13 protein-coding genes and 1 riboswitch are annotated in these 16250 nt (G+C 57.5%); of the genes, 6 read left to right on the top strand and 7 right to left on the bottom strand.

The genetic code is table 11. The annotated features are described in order from the left end of the window. Positions 1–29: 29 nt before the first annotated feature. The 3 genes from ACLRGG_RS10305 to rbsK are packed head-to-tail and all read right to left on the bottom strand — an operon-like array spanning position 30 to position 3311. Positions 30–1061 carry an aldose 1-epimerase family protein gene (locus ACLRGG_RS10305; protein ID WP_416249683.1) on the bottom strand — a complete coding sequence of 344 codons (1032 nt, stop codon included), beginning with the start codon at positions 1059–1061 and terminating at the stop codon, positions 30–32. Beyond that, positions 1058–2383 (bottom strand): L-fucose:H+ symporter permease, encoded by a 1326-nt coding sequence (gene fucP / locus ACLRGG_RS10300; protein WP_416249682.1) that lies wholly within the window; start codon positions 2381–2383, stop codon positions 1058–1060. The genes ACLRGG_RS10305 and fucP overlap by 4 nt, the downstream gene beginning before the upstream one ends. A 13-nt stretch (positions 2384–2396) precedes the next feature. Further along, a complete protein-coding gene (gene rbsK / locus ACLRGG_RS10295; RefSeq protein WP_416249809.1) occupies positions 2397–3311 on the bottom strand; it encodes a ribokinase in 915 nt (304 codons plus the stop codon). Between the two features lie 455 nt (positions 3312–3766). Between rbsK and deoR the strand changes: the two genes are divergently transcribed. Further along, complete coding sequence (gene deoR, locus ACLRGG_RS10290) at positions 3767–4540, top strand: DNA-binding transcriptional repressor DeoR (protein ID WP_416249681.1); 774 nt, start codon at positions 3767–3769, stop codon at positions 4538–4540. 108 nt (positions 4541–4648) lie between these two features. Beyond that, on the top strand, positions 4649–6316 hold the full coding sequence (gene ettA / locus ACLRGG_RS10285) for an energy-dependent translational throttle protein EttA (RefSeq protein ID WP_416249680.1): 1668 nt from the start codon (positions 4649–4651) through the stop codon (positions 6314–6316). A gap of 689 nt (positions 6317–7005) precedes the next feature. On the opposite strand, the gene ACLRGG_RS10280 is transcribed toward ettA, so the two are convergent. Continuing rightward, complete coding sequence (locus ACLRGG_RS10280; RefSeq protein WP_416249679.1) at positions 7006–7899, bottom strand: LysR family transcriptional regulator; 894 nt, start codon at positions 7897–7899, stop codon at positions 7006–7008. A gap of 100 nt (positions 7900–7999) precedes the next feature. On the opposite strand from ACLRGG_RS10280, the gene ACLRGG_RS10275 reads away from it, so the two are divergent. From ACLRGG_RS10275 to ACLRGG_RS10265, 3 genes are all read left to right on the top strand, one after another. After that, entirely contained in the window at positions 8000–9001 is a 1002-nt protein-coding gene (locus ACLRGG_RS10275) for a zinc-binding alcohol dehydrogenase family protein (protein ID WP_416249678.1), read from the top strand. Positions 9002–9376: 375 nt separating this feature from the next. Continuing rightward, positions 9377–10531, top strand: a complete 1155-nt coding sequence (locus ACLRGG_RS10270) for a mandelate racemase/muconate lactonizing enzyme family protein (protein ID WP_416249677.1) — start codon at positions 9377–9379, stop codon at positions 10529–10531. Further along, positions 10524–11237 carry an MFS transporter gene (locus ACLRGG_RS10265; RefSeq protein ID WP_416249676.1) on the top strand — a complete coding sequence of 238 codons (714 nt, stop codon included), beginning with the start codon at positions 10524–10526 and terminating at the stop codon, positions 11235–11237. Before ACLRGG_RS10270 ends, ACLRGG_RS10265 begins: the two co-directional genes overlap by 8 nt. Before the next feature lie 193 nt (positions 11238–11430). On the opposite strand, the gene nadR is transcribed toward ACLRGG_RS10265, so the two are convergent. The 3 genes from nadR to serB form a co-directional block, all read right to left on the bottom strand. Next, a complete protein-coding gene (gene nadR, locus ACLRGG_RS10260) occupies positions 11431–12657 on the bottom strand; it encodes a multifunctional transcriptional regulator/nicotinamide-nucleotide adenylyltransferase/ribosylnicotinamide kinase NadR (RefSeq protein WP_416249675.1) in 1227 nt (408 codons plus the stop codon). 171 nt (positions 12658–12828) lie between these two features. Next, positions 12829–14208 carry a DNA repair protein RadA gene (gene radA / locus ACLRGG_RS10255; protein WP_416249674.1) on the bottom strand — a complete coding sequence of 460 codons (1380 nt, stop codon included), beginning with the start codon at positions 14206–14208 and terminating at the stop codon, positions 12829–12831. 9 nt (positions 14209–14217) lie between these two features. Next, entirely contained in the window at positions 14218–15195 is a 978-nt protein-coding gene (serB, locus tag ACLRGG_RS10250) for a phosphoserine phosphatase (RefSeq protein ID WP_416249673.1), read from the bottom strand. Positions 15196–15310: 115 nt separating this feature from the next. Here serB and ACLRGG_RS10245 point away from each other — a divergent pair, with 115 nt between their 5' ends. After that, a complete protein-coding gene (locus tag ACLRGG_RS10245; RefSeq protein ID WP_416249672.1) occupies positions 15311–15982 on the top strand; it encodes a YtjB family periplasmic protein in 672 nt (223 codons plus the stop codon). Between the two features lie 98 nt (positions 15983–16080). Beyond that, positions 16081–16183: riboswitch (TPP riboswitch) on the top strand. Positions 16184–16250: the final 67 nt, after the last annotated feature.

Below are 16250 nucleotides of genomic sequence, written 5' to 3'. Positions count from 1 at the left end.
ACGCCCCGTGACGTGTAGCGTGCGCAGACTCACCGCGGGCAGGCGGTCTCCATCATGCCGGTTTCCACCCTGAAGTCCCGCTGTTGCCCGGGTGCCAGCTGAATAAGCGTATCCGCCTGCTTCGCTGCCAGAAACCCCTCGGGGCGACAGGTGGCGGGGAGGATAAAGGCGGCTACCTGCTGGTCAGCATTATGCAATATCCAGCGCGTCGCATGGGGAAACTGCGCGGTAGCAAACCGCGTGCTAAAGCCGTAACCCTGCGGCGATTGCACGCTAAATTCCGCGCTTTCGCCATACTTCGCAAGATTATCGGCAAAGAAGACAATCTCCGGATCGCACATTTCGGGGCGGCTCAGCCCGTCAAATTCCGCAGGCGCGCTCGCCAGCTGTCGCGTGTAGTCCAGCCAGCTGGCGGTCGGGTGAACGTGGCCCGGAATACTGGTTCTCAGTTGAAAAGCCGCCTGCGGAATAGTCTGGCGAAAGACGCCGTTGTCCACCCACGCATAGTTCATATGGCACATATACTGTAACGGCATTGGATTGCCGGAGAGGTTAGTCACCTTCATCGCTATCTCAAGGCGCGGCCTCCCGGCCAGCAGGGTCACCGACGGTGCGGCGCGGTAGTGGTGTCCAAACCCTTTGATATATTCCACCTCCCCCTGCAGCGTTACCCGCTCCTCATCCAGCGCCAGCCAGGCGCTGTCCATTCGCGCGCAGGCCATTTCGCCATGCAGGGGATGCTCGTCCTCCGGGGCCGGGCAGCCGTTGGCCAGCAGGCCGGAATGGAAAGCAAAGCAGCCATAGGTATCAATAATATTGTTACCCGGCAACGGCTGAGTAAAGCCGCTGCCCATGGTCAGAGATCGCCCGTCAAACACCGCGTCCCAAATCATCTGGCCATAGAACGGCAGCACGATAAGCGATCCCCGGCTGTTTATCAGCTTTACCGCCTCAATCCCTGAGGGGAAGCGGAACAGCTCAACGGTAAAAGCGGGGTTATCTAATAGCACGCGCGGCGTCGCAGAAAACAGCGCGGGGGTCAGCGGCAAACGCGTTGTCATAACGCCCCCTTAGCCAGATCGCCGCCGGCAACGGGCTGTTTTTTGAAGCGCAGCTCACCCCAGAAGTAAAAGCCTACCCAGGCAAAGCACAGCAGCGAGACGCCAAAGGCCAGCTGCATAGACCCCAGCCGATCGGACACCAGTCCCTGTAGCGCGGGCACGAAGGCCGCCCCCACGATAGCCATCACAATAAAGGCACCGGCCACCTCGGTATATTTATTGTCGACCGTCGCCAGCGTACCGGCGTAAATCGTCGCCCAACAGGGACCAAACAGCACGCTGACAAACACGGCGGCATAAACGGCGGTAAAGTCTGGCACCAGCATCACATAGAGTAGCGTGGCAACGCCCACCACCGAATAGGCGATCAGGACCTTCTCGGCGCGAAAGCGGGTCATCAGGAAATTGGCGACAAACTTGCCGATAAAGAAGCAGATAAAACTGTAAATCATAAAGTTAGAGGCATGACGTTCGTTCGCTGCGCCCAGGTTCAGCGCCAGTCGAATGGTAAACGACCACACCGCCACCTGCATGCCGACATACAGGAACTGGGTAATAATCCCGCGCTTAAAGTGCCGATTGTTCGCCAGATAGCGAAAGGTTTCACCCAGCGAGGGGCGCGCTCTGCCGACGCTTGCCGGTTTACAGTGTGGATAGCGCGTCAGCAGAAACAGCACCATAACCACCACCAGCACCATCACCAGATATTTGTAAGGCGCCAGCGTATGCTCCAGCATCGCCAGGCGGAACTGATGCAGCTGCCCGGCATCCATGCCCGCCATCTGGCTGTGCAGGCTGTCGCCATCCTGAAACACCAGATATTTCCCCAGCACAATGCCCATCAGCGCGCCAACGGGATAAAAGGTCTGGCTGACGTTAAGGCGCAGCGTAGCGCGGTCGCGATGGCCTATCATCGAGCTGTAGGTATTGGCCGCCGTCTCCAGAAAGCTCAGCCCGATGGCGATGGCAAAGATAGCCGCCAGGAACATGGTATAGGTCGCCATATGCGACGCGGGGTAAAACAGCACGCAGCCTGCAATATAGAGCGCCAGTCCCAGCAGGATGGCGACCTTGTAGCTGCTGCTGCGGATCACCAGCGAAGCCGGTATCGCAATCAGGAAATAGCCGCCATAAAAGGCGCTCTGCACCAGCGCGCTGGCGAAGTCGCTCAGCGCGAATACGCTTTTGAACTGGGTAATCAAAATATCATTCAGACTGGCAGCACATCCCCACAGCGGGAACAGGCAGGAGAGCAGAATAAACTGGAACAGCGGCGTTTTATTTAAGTAGCCGTCAGGCTGCTGGACAATGTTCTGGTGCATGGCGAATCCTCAGTTAAGCGGTGAGAAAACGGTGAAAGGCGTCGGCATCGGGGTATGACCGCTGCGTGCCCCGGCCGGTAACGCTACAGGCGGCGAAGGCCGATGCCGACTGCATTGCGCGCGGAATATCGCCGTGCTGGATCAGAAAGTGCGCGAAGCAGCCAATAAAGGCGTCACCGGCTCCGCTGGTATCGACCGCCTTAACGGGCACCGGCTCAACGCGATAAACCGCGTCACCCTGCATCCAGACCGATCCCCGACTCCCCAGGGTAATGATCAGATTCTTTAACCCGCGTCCAAGCAGCATCTGTCCGGCACGCAGCACCTCGTCATCGCTGCTTACCGGCATGCCGGTGAGGATCTCCAGCTCCGTCTCGTTCGGCATAAAAAAATCGCACTGACAGGCGTAGTCAATATCCAGTCCGGCCACGGCGGGTGCCGGGTTAAGGATCACCTGAATACCGTGCTGACGCGCAAAGGTAATGGCGTGGTAAACCGTCGGCAGCGGGATTTCCAGCTGGAGCACCAGCAGGCGACAGGCCTTAAGTTCCTCTGCGGCGGCATCAATATCGGCGGGTGTAAGCCGAGCGTTGGCGCCTTTGATGATCAAAATGCGGTTTTGCGATTGATCGTCCACAAAGATGGGCGCAACGCCGCTGGAAGTGCCGCGGGCAACGGTGACATGCTGCGTATCGACGCCAAACTGCTGTAAATTTCTGATGGTGTTCTCAGCAAAAAGATCCTCGCCCACCTTGCTGACCATCATCACGTTCGCCCCGAGCTTTGCGGCAGCGACCGCCTGATTAGCCCCTTTTCCGCCACAGCCCAGCGCAAAATCGGGCGCTTCAAGCGTTTCGCCAGCTTTTGGCATCGTACTGGTATAGGTGATCAGATCGACCATATTTGAACCGATGACGGCAATATCCATCACATTTCTCCCCTGTAAAGTACGATCATTTAATGTTGTAAAACTAACAATAACAACCAGGGTATGTTAAAAATGTGACACTCGTCTCATCGGAAAATTCTGGATAAAACGGAGGATATGCGCACTCACGCCGCTGAAAAAATGTTATTATTTTCACAATCGATGCGCTAATCTGAAAAATCTGCCGGGCTGGCATCCCGCAGCCGACATTACCCCTGCCGACCCGATCCGTCTTAAAAAGAGGTTCAGCCAGTTTGTGAGATTTGCGGCGCGATCCCATTGAAGGTAATATTGGCAACCTGTCTGCTCTGCGCGATGCAAACCTTTAAAATATGGGATATTTATCGCGATCTCAGGGGCGTTCCTGTCCTCTTCCACCGGCTCCGGCGTGGCAACATTTAAGGTCACAGCACGGCGGCGAGGGATGTTAACTGATTGATCCAGGAGTGATGAGTATGGAAACCCGGCGTGACGAGCGCATTAACAGACTGGCGCAGGCGCTAAAGCGGACCGACAAGATCCATCTGAAAGATGCGGCCCAGCTGCTCGGCGTCTCAGAAATGACCGTCCGGCGCGATCTCAGCGAACCCTCCGCCATGGTGGTGCTGTTGGGCGGCTATATCGTCAGCGATCCGAAAAGTCATCAGGGCCACTACTTTGTTTCCGATCAGCAGGCACAAAACGTCGATAAGAAACGGCGTCTCGGGCAGCTGGCCGCCGCGCTAATAGAGCCGGGCGATACGGTCTTTTTCGATTGTGGCACCACCATGCCGTGGGTGGTCGACGCCATTGATAACCAGCTGACCTTTACCGCTATCTGCTGCGCGATGAACACTTTCCTGGCGCTGAAGGAGAAACCGGCCTGCCGGGTGATCCTCAACGGCGGAGAGTTTCACGCCGACAATGCTCTCTTCACGCCGCTTGGCTCGGGTTCGGTAATGGACAGTCTCTGCCCGGGCAAGGCCTTTATCTCTGCCGCCGGTATTGACGATGTTCAGGGCGCGACCTGCTATAACCTGAATGAACTGCCCATGAAACATCAGGCGTTACAGCGGGCCAGCCATAAAATCCTGCTGGCGGACAGCAGTAAGTTTGGCAAAGTGCTACCTGCGCGCATTGGCGAACTCAGCGCATTCGATACGCTGGTAAGCGACGAAGCGCCGCCCGCGAGCCTGAATCAGCGGCTGACACAGCTGGGCATCGTGATGCTGAACGGCCAGGGGGGATAATCCCCGGCTCCCGGGCTGTGATTACCCCGGGAAACCCGCTAAACTTGCCGTCTGAGCGGGCGGCCTGCTGCCCCAATTAAAACACAGACACCAAGAGGCTCATCCTACGTGGCTCAATTCGTCTATAGCATGCACCGCGTCGGCAAAGTGGTTCCGCCGAAGCGTCATATTCTTAAAAACATCTCCCTGAGCTTTTTCCCGGGTGCCAAAATTGGCGTGCTCGGTCTGAACGGCGCAGGTAAATCCACCCTGCTGCGCATCATGGCCGGTATTGATAAAGATATCGAAGGCGAAGCGCGTCCGCAGCCCGGCCTGAAAATCGGCTATCTGCCGCAGGAGCCGCAGCTAAATCTGGAGCACAGCGTTCGCGAATCCGTTGAGGAGGCGCTGGCGGAAGTGGTCGGCGCGCTGAAGCGTCTTGATGAGGTTTACGCGCTCTACGCTGAAGAGGATGCAGACTTCGATAAGCTGGCTGCCGAGCAGGGTCGCCTGGAAGAAATTATTCAGGCCCATGATGGTCACAACCTGAATACCCAGCTTGAACGCGCCGCCGATGCGCTGCGCCTGCCGGACTGGGATGCGAAAATCGCCAACCTCTCCGGCGGTGAGCGTCGCCGCGTCGCCCTGTGCCGCCTGCTGCTGGAAAAACCCGATATGCTGCTGCTGGATGAGCCAACAAACCACCTGGATGCTGAATCCGTGGCGTGGCTGGAGCGCTTCCTGCACGACTTTGAAGGCACCGTGGTCGCGATCACCCATGACCGTTACTTCCTTGATAACGTGGCGGGCTGGATCCTTGAGCTGGACCGCGGCGAAGGTATCCCGTGGGAAGGCAACTACTCCTCCTGGCTGGAGCAGAAAGACGCGCGTCTGGCGCAGGAAGCATCAAGCGAAGCCGCTCGTCGTAAGTCGATTGAGAAAGAGCTGGAGTGGGTGCGTCAGGGGGCAAAAGGCCGTCAGTCTAAAGGCAAAGCCCGTCTGGCTCGCTTTGAAGAGCTGAATAACACCGACTATCAGAAGCGTAACGAAACTAACGAACTCTTTATCCCACCGGGCGCGCGCCTGGGCGATAAGGTGGTCGAGGTGAGTAACCTGCGCAAATCGTACGGCGATCGCCTGCTGATCGATGACCTTACCTTTTCCGTGCCGAAGGGCGCTATCGTGGGCATCATCGGCCCGAACGGTGCCGGTAAATCGACCCTGTTCCGCATGATGTCCGGTCAGGAACAGCCTGACTCCGGCAGCATTGTGCTCGGCGATACCGTGAAGCTGGCTTCGGTCGATCAGTTCCGCGACAGCATGGATAATTCCAAAACCGTGTGGGAAGAGGTGTCCGGCGGCCAGGATATTATGCGTATCGGCACCACGGAAATGCCAAGCCGTGCCTATGTCGGACGCTTTAACTTTAAGGGCGTGGATCAGGGTAAGCGCGTTGGCGAACTCTCCGGCGGCGAGCGTGGCCGTCTGCACCTGGCGAAGCTGCTGCAGGTTGGCGGCAACATGCTGCTGCTGGATGAACCGACAAACGACCTGGATATCGAAACCCTGCGCGCGCTGGAAAACGCCCTGCTGGAGTTCCCGGGCTGCGCGATGGTCATCTCGCATGACCGCTGGTTCCTGGACCGTATTGCCACCCATATTCTGGATTACCAGGATGAAGGCAACATCGAATTCTTTGAAGGTAACTTCACCGAGTACGAAGAGTATAAGAAACGCACGCTGGGCGCCGATGCGCTGGAGCCAAAGCGCATCAAATACAAGCGTATGAGCAAGTAATAAGCGTACGATCCAGTCACTGACGATAAGGCGGTGCAAACCGCCTTATCTTTTATAGCGTTTTCCATTCATACACTTCTCCCTGCCAGGCCCTGCTCTCTTTCTTAATAAGAACGATGTGCAACTGTTGTGCAGCATCGAAACCCGTTTTTTCGTCACGTATGTCGTTGCAATGATAAGGTGCAAAGCCCTGCGGGAACCGTTGTCACGCGGACACGCCGCAAGCACGTCCGTGTGGGCTCGGCTCGCGCATCCCTGCGCTCGACGGTCCGCTTAGCCAACGGTCCCCGCCTGGCCTCTGGCTCTGTTGTCGCTGCTAAAAGCGTTCTGACCCTCAGTATCAGATTACAAAACTACCGACAGATAATTACGGTAGGATCAGAAGCAGGTTCTGATATTTCTCAGTGCCAGACTACTTAAAGACCATTCCGCAGCCAGAAGGCGGTGTTGCGGAGCAGATTAGCCGGGTCTCTGCCGCAGGGATGCGGCAGTGAAGCCCCCAGGGAGGGGTTTATGGCGTCCCGGCGTTCTGACCCGCAACATAGCCCTGTCGCCGGGCCGGTTTTGACCTTCCTGCAAACAACATAGCTGTGTCACTGGGCGGGTTTTGACCCTGAATCCCGCCACACAGCCCTGTCTACATTGTACGTGGCGCAACCCGCCTGCACCGCGATATTACGCACGGTTATTTAACGATAAAACTCTTTAAAAATCGGCGATTGCAGCGCGAAATCGATAAAACACGCCAGCGCGGGTGAATTCAGTTTACGGCTTGGGTAAACCAGCCAGAGTTCATTACCTTCGACCTCCCACTCCGGCAGTGCCCTGACCAGCGATCCCTCCACGAGGAAATTTACGGCCATAAAACGCGGCAAAAGCGTTATGCCTGCATCTTCCAGTACGCACTCCCGGGCATAAATCAGATTATCCGTCATATGGACCGGCGGCAGCAGCCAGCGAAAATACTCCTCGCCGCGCTTTAACAGCCACGCGCTCCAGGCGCGATGGGCGATGAATCGGTGCTCAGCCATCTGGCCCGGATGCCGCAGCGTCTTGTTCTGTGCCAGATAGGCGGGCGAGGCAACCAGCAGGCGCTCGCAGTAGCCTATCCGCCGACCGATAAGCGAAGAGTCGTGTGGTTGACCCGTGCGCAGCGCAATATCAACTCCTTCCTGCACCAGATCGCTCATTTCATCGGATACCGACACTTCCAGCATTACCTCAGGATATTCTTTCTGAAAGGCGGCATTGAACCGCGCCAGCAGCGTGGCGCCAATCCCGGCGGGCGAGGTGATTCTTAACCGCCCGCTGGGATTATCCCGCAGGCGCTGGATCGCCAGACCTGCTCGCTCGCTGGCCAGCAGCATCTCCTGGCAGTGGACCCGATAGCGCTCGCCGGCAAAGGTCAGATTAAGCTGCCGTGTAGTACGATTAATAAGTCGCAGACCCAAAGTACGTTCCAGCTGGCTGATCCGCTGGCTAACGCTGGATTTCGGTAATCCAGCTCGCATTGCGGCGGCAGTAAAGCTGCCACATTCGGCCACCAGCGCAAAGAGCGCCATATCCTGGAGATGTTTAAACATGATTGTTCACCTGAGATGAACGCTGAGTTAGTTATTGTGCCACTTATCTTCAGCGTATTTAGCTTATACACTCAATGTCACACCTTATAGGAGATGCACTATGACTATCCAGGCAATTGCAATTAATCCAGAAAATCCGCAGCAATTTATTGAAATTTACCCGGAAAAAGCCACGCCGGGCGAATATGACCTGCTGGTAGAAGTTCACGCCGCCTCCGTTAACCCGGTGGATACGAAAGTGCATAAAGGCGCGCAAAAAAATGGCCTTCAGGTACCACGTATTCTCGGATGGGATGCCAGCGGCGTGGTGCATGAAGTCGGTAGCAAAGTCAGCGGGTTTAAGCCCGGGGACGAAGTCTATTACGCCGGAGATATTACCCGTCCCGGCAGCAACAGCACCTTCCAGCTGATCGATGCGCGAATTACCGGGCACAAGCCTGCTTCGCTGAACTGGGCGGAATCCGCTGCGCTTCCGTTAACGGCGCTGACCGCGTGGGAAGGTCTGTTTGACCGGCTGCACATTGACCAGGCGGAAGAGGGAAAAACGCTGCTGATCGTCGGTGGTGCGGGCGGCGTAGGATCGCTGGCCATTCCGTTCGCCAAACTATTCAGCAAGGTCACTATCATCGCCACGGCATCGCGTCCTGACTCGGTAGAGTGGTGTAAGGATCGCGGAGCCGACAAAGTCATCGACTATCGGAATATGCCTGCCGAGCTGGAAAAACAGGGGTTGCAGCAGGTGGATTATATTTTCTGCCTGAACGATACCGATGGACACTGGGCGACAATGGCAAAGCTGATTGCGCCTCAGGGACAGATCTGTACCATCGTTGAGAACGAAGCCCCGCTGGATATGACCGAGCTAAAGCTGAAAAGCGCGGCGCTGCACTTTGAGTTTATGTACACCCGCAGCATGTATACCACGCCGGATATCGCCCGTCAGGGAGAGATCCTTAACGAAACCGCTAAGCTTATTGACGAAGGGAAAATTACCACCACCCTTAGCAAAACGCTCCAGGGCCTGAGCGTTGAGACGCTGACAGAGGCACACCGGCTGGTACTGGATGGTCATATGCGCGGTAAAGTGGTCATCGCTTACTGAATATCCGGCTGGCATCAGGTCTGAGCTAATACACATAACGTCATTTACATTCGCTCAGTATCAGGCGAGCATAATGTCATTAACACTCGCTCAGTATCAGGCGAGCATAGCGCAATTATCGCTTACTCCGTCTCCGGCGGGCGCACTCAGGCCCGCCGTTTTCCCTCTTTTTGTGACCCGTCCCGCTACTCCTTATCCAAATGCCAAATTATGCCACCCGTTCCGGCTGCATCCTTGTGCGCCTGAACGATGAACCTCCCCGCGCCCCTTTTTATACTGGGAGTGTAGCAATCCACCTCTTATCTCCTCCGGTTGATACGCGCCCATTATGCTAATTACAAGCGTACAGCCGCCCTACTTTGTGAGGTTTATGGCATGAAAATCAGTTACGTGGAGGTTATACGCCTCAGCATCCCGTTTGCCAGCGATCGCGGTACGGCCGTCAGCGGCGAACGGGCGTGGAATGCCGCATCAGCGGCGCTGACGCAGATGGAAACGCTACTGATCCGGGTCGTTACCGACAGCGGACGGCAGGGATGGGGCGAGGGATTCGGGCACCTGTCCAATGCCGTTACCGCCCGGGCATTACAGGACCTGGTGATCCCCTACTTTCTGGGCAAAACGGTCCCCACCTGCCCTGAAACGCTGGCAACGCTGGTTGATGGAGCAGAAAAAGCGCTCCATGCCTTTGGCGGGAGCGGCCCGGTACGCTTTGCCCTGTCAGCAATGGATATTGCCCTGTGGGATTTACTGGGGCAGCATCATAAACAGCCGCTATGGCAGCTGCTGGGTGCCACACGCCAGCATATTGCGTGTTACGCCAGCCTGGTCAGCTATAACAATCAGCCTGAAGAGGTCGCGCGCCAGGTGAAAAGGGCGTGGCAGGCGGGCTTTCGCTCGCTGAAGCTGCATGAAACGCACGTTGAGGCCATTGCCGCCGCCCGCGCAGCGCTGCCAGCGGAGGCCCGCTTGATGGTGGACGTTAACTGTCCCTGGACGCCAGAGGAGGCCTGCCAGCGTGCGCGCGAGCTTAAGACGCTGAACCTGGCCTGGCTGGAAGAGCCAGTGTGGCCACCGGAAGATGCAGCCGGGCTGGCGCGCGTACGTCGGGAAGGTACACCGATCGCCGCCGGTGAAAACGCGTCAGGTGCAGAAGGGTTTGCGGCGCTGTTTAACCAGCAGGCCGTGGATGTGGCACAGCCCAGCGTGGCAAAAGTGGGCGGCATCAGCGCCGCGTTGCGAATAGCGGAACAGGCCAGACGTCATAAGGTGGAGATGGTACCCCACTGTTTTTACTACGGTGCGGGACTGCTGGCTAGCGCGCATCTCGTCGCCGCCCTGCCTGATGATGTCCAGCTGGAGCGCCCCTTTATTCACTTCTCTGCGCGGCTTCACCCACAGCCCGACCTCTCCCCGCAGTTCAGCCTGCCTGATATCCCCGGGCTGGGCTTTGAGCCGGATGCCGTGGTGATGAAGGAGCATACCCTTTACCATCGGCGAATTGATGCGGAGGGCGTACACTATGTATAAAAATATCCGCAGTACCGTCGCCCTGCTGTTGTTCTTCGCCGGCATGCTTAATTATCTCGATCGCGCCGCGCTATCGGTTATGGCCCCCCTGGTAAAAAAGGATCTGCATATTGATGATGCGCAGATGGGGATCCTCTTTAGCTGCTTTTTTATCAGTTACTGCCTGTTCTGCTTTCTTGGTGGATGGGGAGCAGACCGCTACGGCCCGCGTAAGGTCTTTGGCTGGGCGGCCGCTGTCTGGTCACTGTTCTGCGGTGCCACCGCGCTCGCTGGAAGCTTTTTCCAGCTGCTTATAGTGCGCGTGCTGTTCGGCATTGGCGAAGGACCGATGGGAACCACCACCAATAAATCGATTTGCAACTGGTTCCCCCGCCGGGAGGTGGGACGCGCGGTCGGTTTCACTAACGCAGGTCAGCCGCTTGGCGCGGCGGTCGCGGCGCCGATTGTGGGTCTTATCGGGCTACATTTTGGCTGGCGGGTCTCGTTTGTGGCTATCGCCGTTCTGGGCTTTGTCTGGCTGACCTTCTGGCTGTGGCTGTTTCGCGACAGGCCCGAGCACCATCCCCGCATTACGGCAGCCGAGCGCACGCTGATCGCTGCCGAACGCCCCGCGACACGGCTGACGGAGAAAGGTGCCCCCTCCCATGTCCGGCTGTGGCGCTACGTTTTTTCACTGCCGGTACTGGGCGTGGCGGCGGCTTTTTAGTACGGCGGCGGATACGCCTCGGCCTTTATGCTGGCCAGCGTGCTGGCGCTGGCAGGCATGCTGCTGCTGGCGATTTTCGTGCGCCAGCGAAGCGTGAATGCCCTGCGGGCGCTGGCCTGAAATAAAGCCCATTGCCTGTGGAGCCTGCGTAGCAAAGGCTGTGCGCAGGGCACAGCCTTTGCTACCGGGCGCGTCAGGTGCCCATCATCTCTTTCACCAGCTCCACGCAGCGCAGGAAGCGCTCATCGTAGTTATCCTGCTCAACGTGCACCCAGGGGATATTATTCGCCTCCAGCATCGAGATCAGTAGCTGCTGGAATTCCCTGCGATCCACTGAGCTGCCCAGGCTGCGCAGCCCATCGGCTACCCAGGGCACATTGTTCTCCACCAGAATAACCAGATCGAAACGGTACTCGTCGATCAGCGCCTGAACAAAGGGGTGCTCGCGCCCCTCATATTTTTTGCAGAAGGCCTGGGTAGTGACAAAATCGGTATCAATAAAGGCCACTTTATTGGCATATTTTACTGCGAAATCAATGTACTGCGCCTGACCCAGCGCGATTTTATCGTAGTCGGAATATTGCAGGGCCATCTCATCGCCGCCGAGATGGGAAAACACGTAGTCGCGGCCAAATTCCCAGGCGCTGGTGGTATTGAAGATGTTAGCCAGCTTGTTCACCAGGGTCGATTTCCCACTGGATTCACCGCCCAGAATCGCCACGGTACGCACGAAAAAGGGCTTAACTTCGGTGGGAATATACTCCCAGTAGCGGAACGGATCCTGACGGATCTGTCCGCCACTGATATTCATAAAGGATCGCTGCGGATCGATCAGAATGGTTTCAATGCCCAGATGCTGCTGATACTGCGAAGCATCCGGCTCCTCACTGGTATACACGCGATTCGGTACGATGCCGTGGTTTTCCATAAAGTCGGTGATGCCACGACTCCAGACATCCCAGCCGTGCGGATACGGCTCCATCCCCTCTTCGTTAAAAGAGTGAATACGAATGTTTTTCTGATACTTAAAGGTTTGCAGCAGCCAGCGCAGTCGGTCGCTGACGGTGGGCTGCTGCGACATGGCGCTGTCTTCAAACAGCTGCAGATCGCGTGGCTCATCGTAGCCCATGATGATATGCAGCTCATCGACCTGACTGCAGGCGCGTTGGATCAAATAGATATGCCCGGTATGCAGCGGGTAAAATTTGCCGAAGACCACGCCGACGGTTTTTTCGCGACGAGGGAATTCCAGCCCGAGATAACGGTGAATCGCTTCCAGCTTCCGGGCGCTGGGACTTTTTATTTTCGCGTTCAGCAGCTGGCTTAGGTAACCCTTTGTCATGCCGCTCGCATCGGCCACCTGCTGTAGCGTGCTGCCCTGCTGGCGGATAGCGGTTTTCAAATAATCAAATGACGACATCAAATGCCTCCTGCATAAAGGACGGCGTCAGGCCCGCCCTCAGATGATAGTACGTTCAGCTATCCGGGCGAACCCGCCTCACCGATCGCAATGACGTTCAACTGCCCAGACGAACCTGCCTGACCGATAGTAATACGTTCAGCCGTCAGGAGGAATGATCCCGGCCAAACGTTACAGGTCGTCCAGTATCGCCAGCGCGTCGGCGAGCTTTTTCACGCCATAGACTTTCATATTTTCCGGTGGCCTTTTCGGTACGTTAGCGGCGGGCACAATCGCGCGCCGGAAGCCATGCTTTGCCGCCTCAGAGATACGCTCCTGCCCGCTTGGCACCGGACGGATCTCGCCCGCCAGCCCGACTTCGCCGAAGACCACCAGATCATGAGGTAAAGGACGATCGCGCAGGCTGGAGACCATCGACAGCATCAGCGCCAGATCCGCACTGGTTTCCGTGACCTTGACGCCGCCAACCACGTTAACAAACACGTCCTGATCCGCCATCTGTAGCCCACCGTGACGGTGCAATACGGCCAGCAGGATCGCCAGTCGGTTCTGCTCCAGGCCAACGGCAACGCGCCGGGGATTGCCCATCATCGAGTGATCCACCAGCGCCTGAATCTCCACCAGCAGCGGACGCGTGCCTTCCCACAGCACCATGACCGAACTGCCGGAGGTCACTTCGTCACCGCGGCTCAGGAAGATAGCCGACGGGTTGCTTACCTCGCGCAGCCCCTGCCCGGTCATGGCGAAGACGCCCAGTTCATTCACCGCACCGAAGCGGTTTTTATGACTGCGCAGCGTACGAAAGCGTGAATCGGCATCGCCATCCAGCAGTACCGAGCAGTCGATACAGTGCTCAAGCACCTTCGGCCCTGCCAGAGAGCCATCTTTGGTCACATGGCCCACCATCACAATCGCCACCCCGCGCGTTTTGGCGAAGCGGGTCAGATAGGCTGCCGTTTCCCGCACCTGGGCGACGCTGCCGGGCGATGACTGGATATCGGCCATATGCATCACCTGAATAGAGTCGATGACCATCAGCCTCGGCTGCTCCTGATCGGCAATCTGGCAGATCTGCTCAATGCTGGTTTCCGACAGCATATTGAGGTTCTCCGTAGGCAGACCCAGCCGGTGGGCGCGCATTGCAACCTGCTGAAGCGACTCTTCGCCGGTAACGTAGAGGGTTTTCATTCCCTCAGAAAGTTTGCACAGCGTTTGCAGCAGCAGGGTACTTTTTCCCGCGCCGGGATTGCCGCCGATGAGAATCGCGCTGCCCGGCACCACGCCGCCGCCCAGTACGCGGTCAAATTCCTTAAAGCCGGTGCTGAAACGCGGTAGCGCTTCAAGGCTGATTTCAGACAGCTTCTGCACGCGGCTGGTGCCAGCGCTGCCTGCATAGCCCATGCGCTCATTACGCGCCACGGTGGGCGAAGCAGAGAGGCGAACTTCAGTAATGGTATTCCAGGCCTGGCAGGCGCTGCACTGCCCCTGCCAGCGTGGATAATCTGCGCCGCATTCGTTACAGACAAAGGCGCGCTTCACCGCTTTGGCCAAATCGCCTCCTTAACGCTCATCAGAGATCAGGCTGCCGCTGAGAATACAGAACACGCCCATCAGGTCGGCGTGACGAATGGTCACCGCCGTTTGTTCATTGACTTTCGGTTTAGCGTGGTAGGCAATGCCCAGCGCCGACGCCTTGATCATCAGCAGATCGTTCGCTCCGTCGCCGATGGCGACGGTCTGATCTTCCGCGATTTCAAAGCGTTCAGCCAGCTTAAGCAGCGTATCGGCTTTATAGCGGGCATCCACAATATCGCCCAGCACCTCGCCCGTCAGCCTGCCGTCGCGGATTTCCAGCACGTTAGCCGCAATGGCAGACAGATGGAGCCTGTCCCGCAGATATTCGGCAAAGAAGGTAAAGCCGCCGGAGGCGATTGCCACGTGCCAGCCCAGCGCCTGGAGTTTTTCTACCAGCTGCGTCAGGCCCGGCATCAGCGGCAGCTGGTCACGTACCTGAACCAGGATGTTGGCATCCGCATCTTTCAGCGCCGCAACGCGCTGGCGCAGGCTGGCAGCGAAATCAAGTTCGCCGCGCATCGCCCGCTCAGTCACTTCCGCCACCTGCTCACCGCAGCCCGCCAGCCTGGCGATTTCATCAATGCACTCCACTTCTATGGCGGTGGAGTCCATGTCCATCACCAGCAGTCCGGGCGTTTTCAGATGCGGAATTTTCCCCAGCGGTGCGACGTCCAGGCCCGCTTCGTGCGCCAGGCGTGTGGCGAGTGGGGTCAGTGAGCCCGCCAGGCGCACGACCTGATACTGATCAACGCACCAGGCGCTGACGATAACCATCGCCGCACCCAGCTGATGCTGGAGCGCCGTAAGGCTGGCTTTATCAAGCTTGCGGCCGTACAGAAGCCAGCCGGTGCGGCCAGCGCGGTAATCCAGCGGCATGACTTCATCACCGCTAAGAGAGAGAGGTAACCCCGGCCAGAGAGAGACATCGGAAGGCAGGTCGCACCAGGTCAGACTATTTGGCATTACAGCTCCTGTAGGGACATATTAACCACGCAAGAGGCTACCCTGTCAGCCCCGGTTCTGGCAACATAAAGCGAAGAGGCGGACGGCGTTCGTTGAAAAAATATGAAGGGTGAAGATGGCAAAGGCCAGATTAAAATTCCGACTACACCGTACGGCGATCGTGCTGATCTGCCTCACTCTGCTGGTGATACTGATGCAGGGAGCCTCATGGTTCAGTCTGGGTCATCAGATGGCCCGTTCAGCGCAGGTTGAGGAGCTGGCCCGAACGCTGACGCGACAGGTTGCCTGGAGCCTGACGCCGCTGATGGAAAACAGCGATGATAACCGGCAGAAAATTACCGAGGCCATTGCGCTGCTGACCACGGACAGCCGCATTCTTGATGCCTCGGTCTACGACGACAACGGTGCGCTGCTGGCTCACAGCGGGGAAACCATTAACGTACGCGATCGGCTGGCGCTGGACGGCCATCGCGCGGGCAGCTACTTCAACCATCAGATTGTGCAGCCGCTGGATACTCCCGATGGTCCTCGCGGATTCCTGCGCGTCACGCTGGATACCCACGTGCTGGTCACCGAATCCCGTCAGGTGGATAATACCACCAATATTCTGCGTCTGATGATGCTGCTGGCGCTGGCAATCGGCATTATTCTCAGCCGGACGCTGCTGCGCACCCGCCGCACCCGCTGGCAGCAGTCGCCCTTTCTGCTTACCGCCAACCATCCGGTCAGAGAGGATGATGAGGATGAGAGTAGCGAAAGCCCATCGTCACCAGAGAACCTGAAATAGCGGAGATGAGGCCTGCACGGGGCCGTTAACCGACAGGTTCCCCCCGCGTTACTGTCCTTGTTACGGCGTTGTAATCAAAAATAAAATATCGTATAACAGTTTGCTCCGAGGGGTGTCCAGTAATGGGCTGAGATGGCGTAAGCCGAACCCTTTGAACCTGATCTGGGTCATGCCAGCGAAGGGACGGGTTGGCACTGATCAATTGCCTGTTCACACTTCTGCGTGTCCGGATCTCCACTTATTTTCGGAGGTTCAGTGTCTCATCTAC

It is taken from the genome of Erwinia sp. PPS120 (assembly GCF_047918655.1).
In the GTDB taxonomy this organism is placed as follows: Bacteria; Pseudomonadota; Gammaproteobacteria; order Enterobacterales; family Enterobacteriaceae; genus Erwinia; species Erwinia tasmaniensis_A.
The sequence above is the reverse complement of the archived record's forward strand: the minus strand, read 5'-3'. Positions and strand labels throughout refer to the sequence as shown.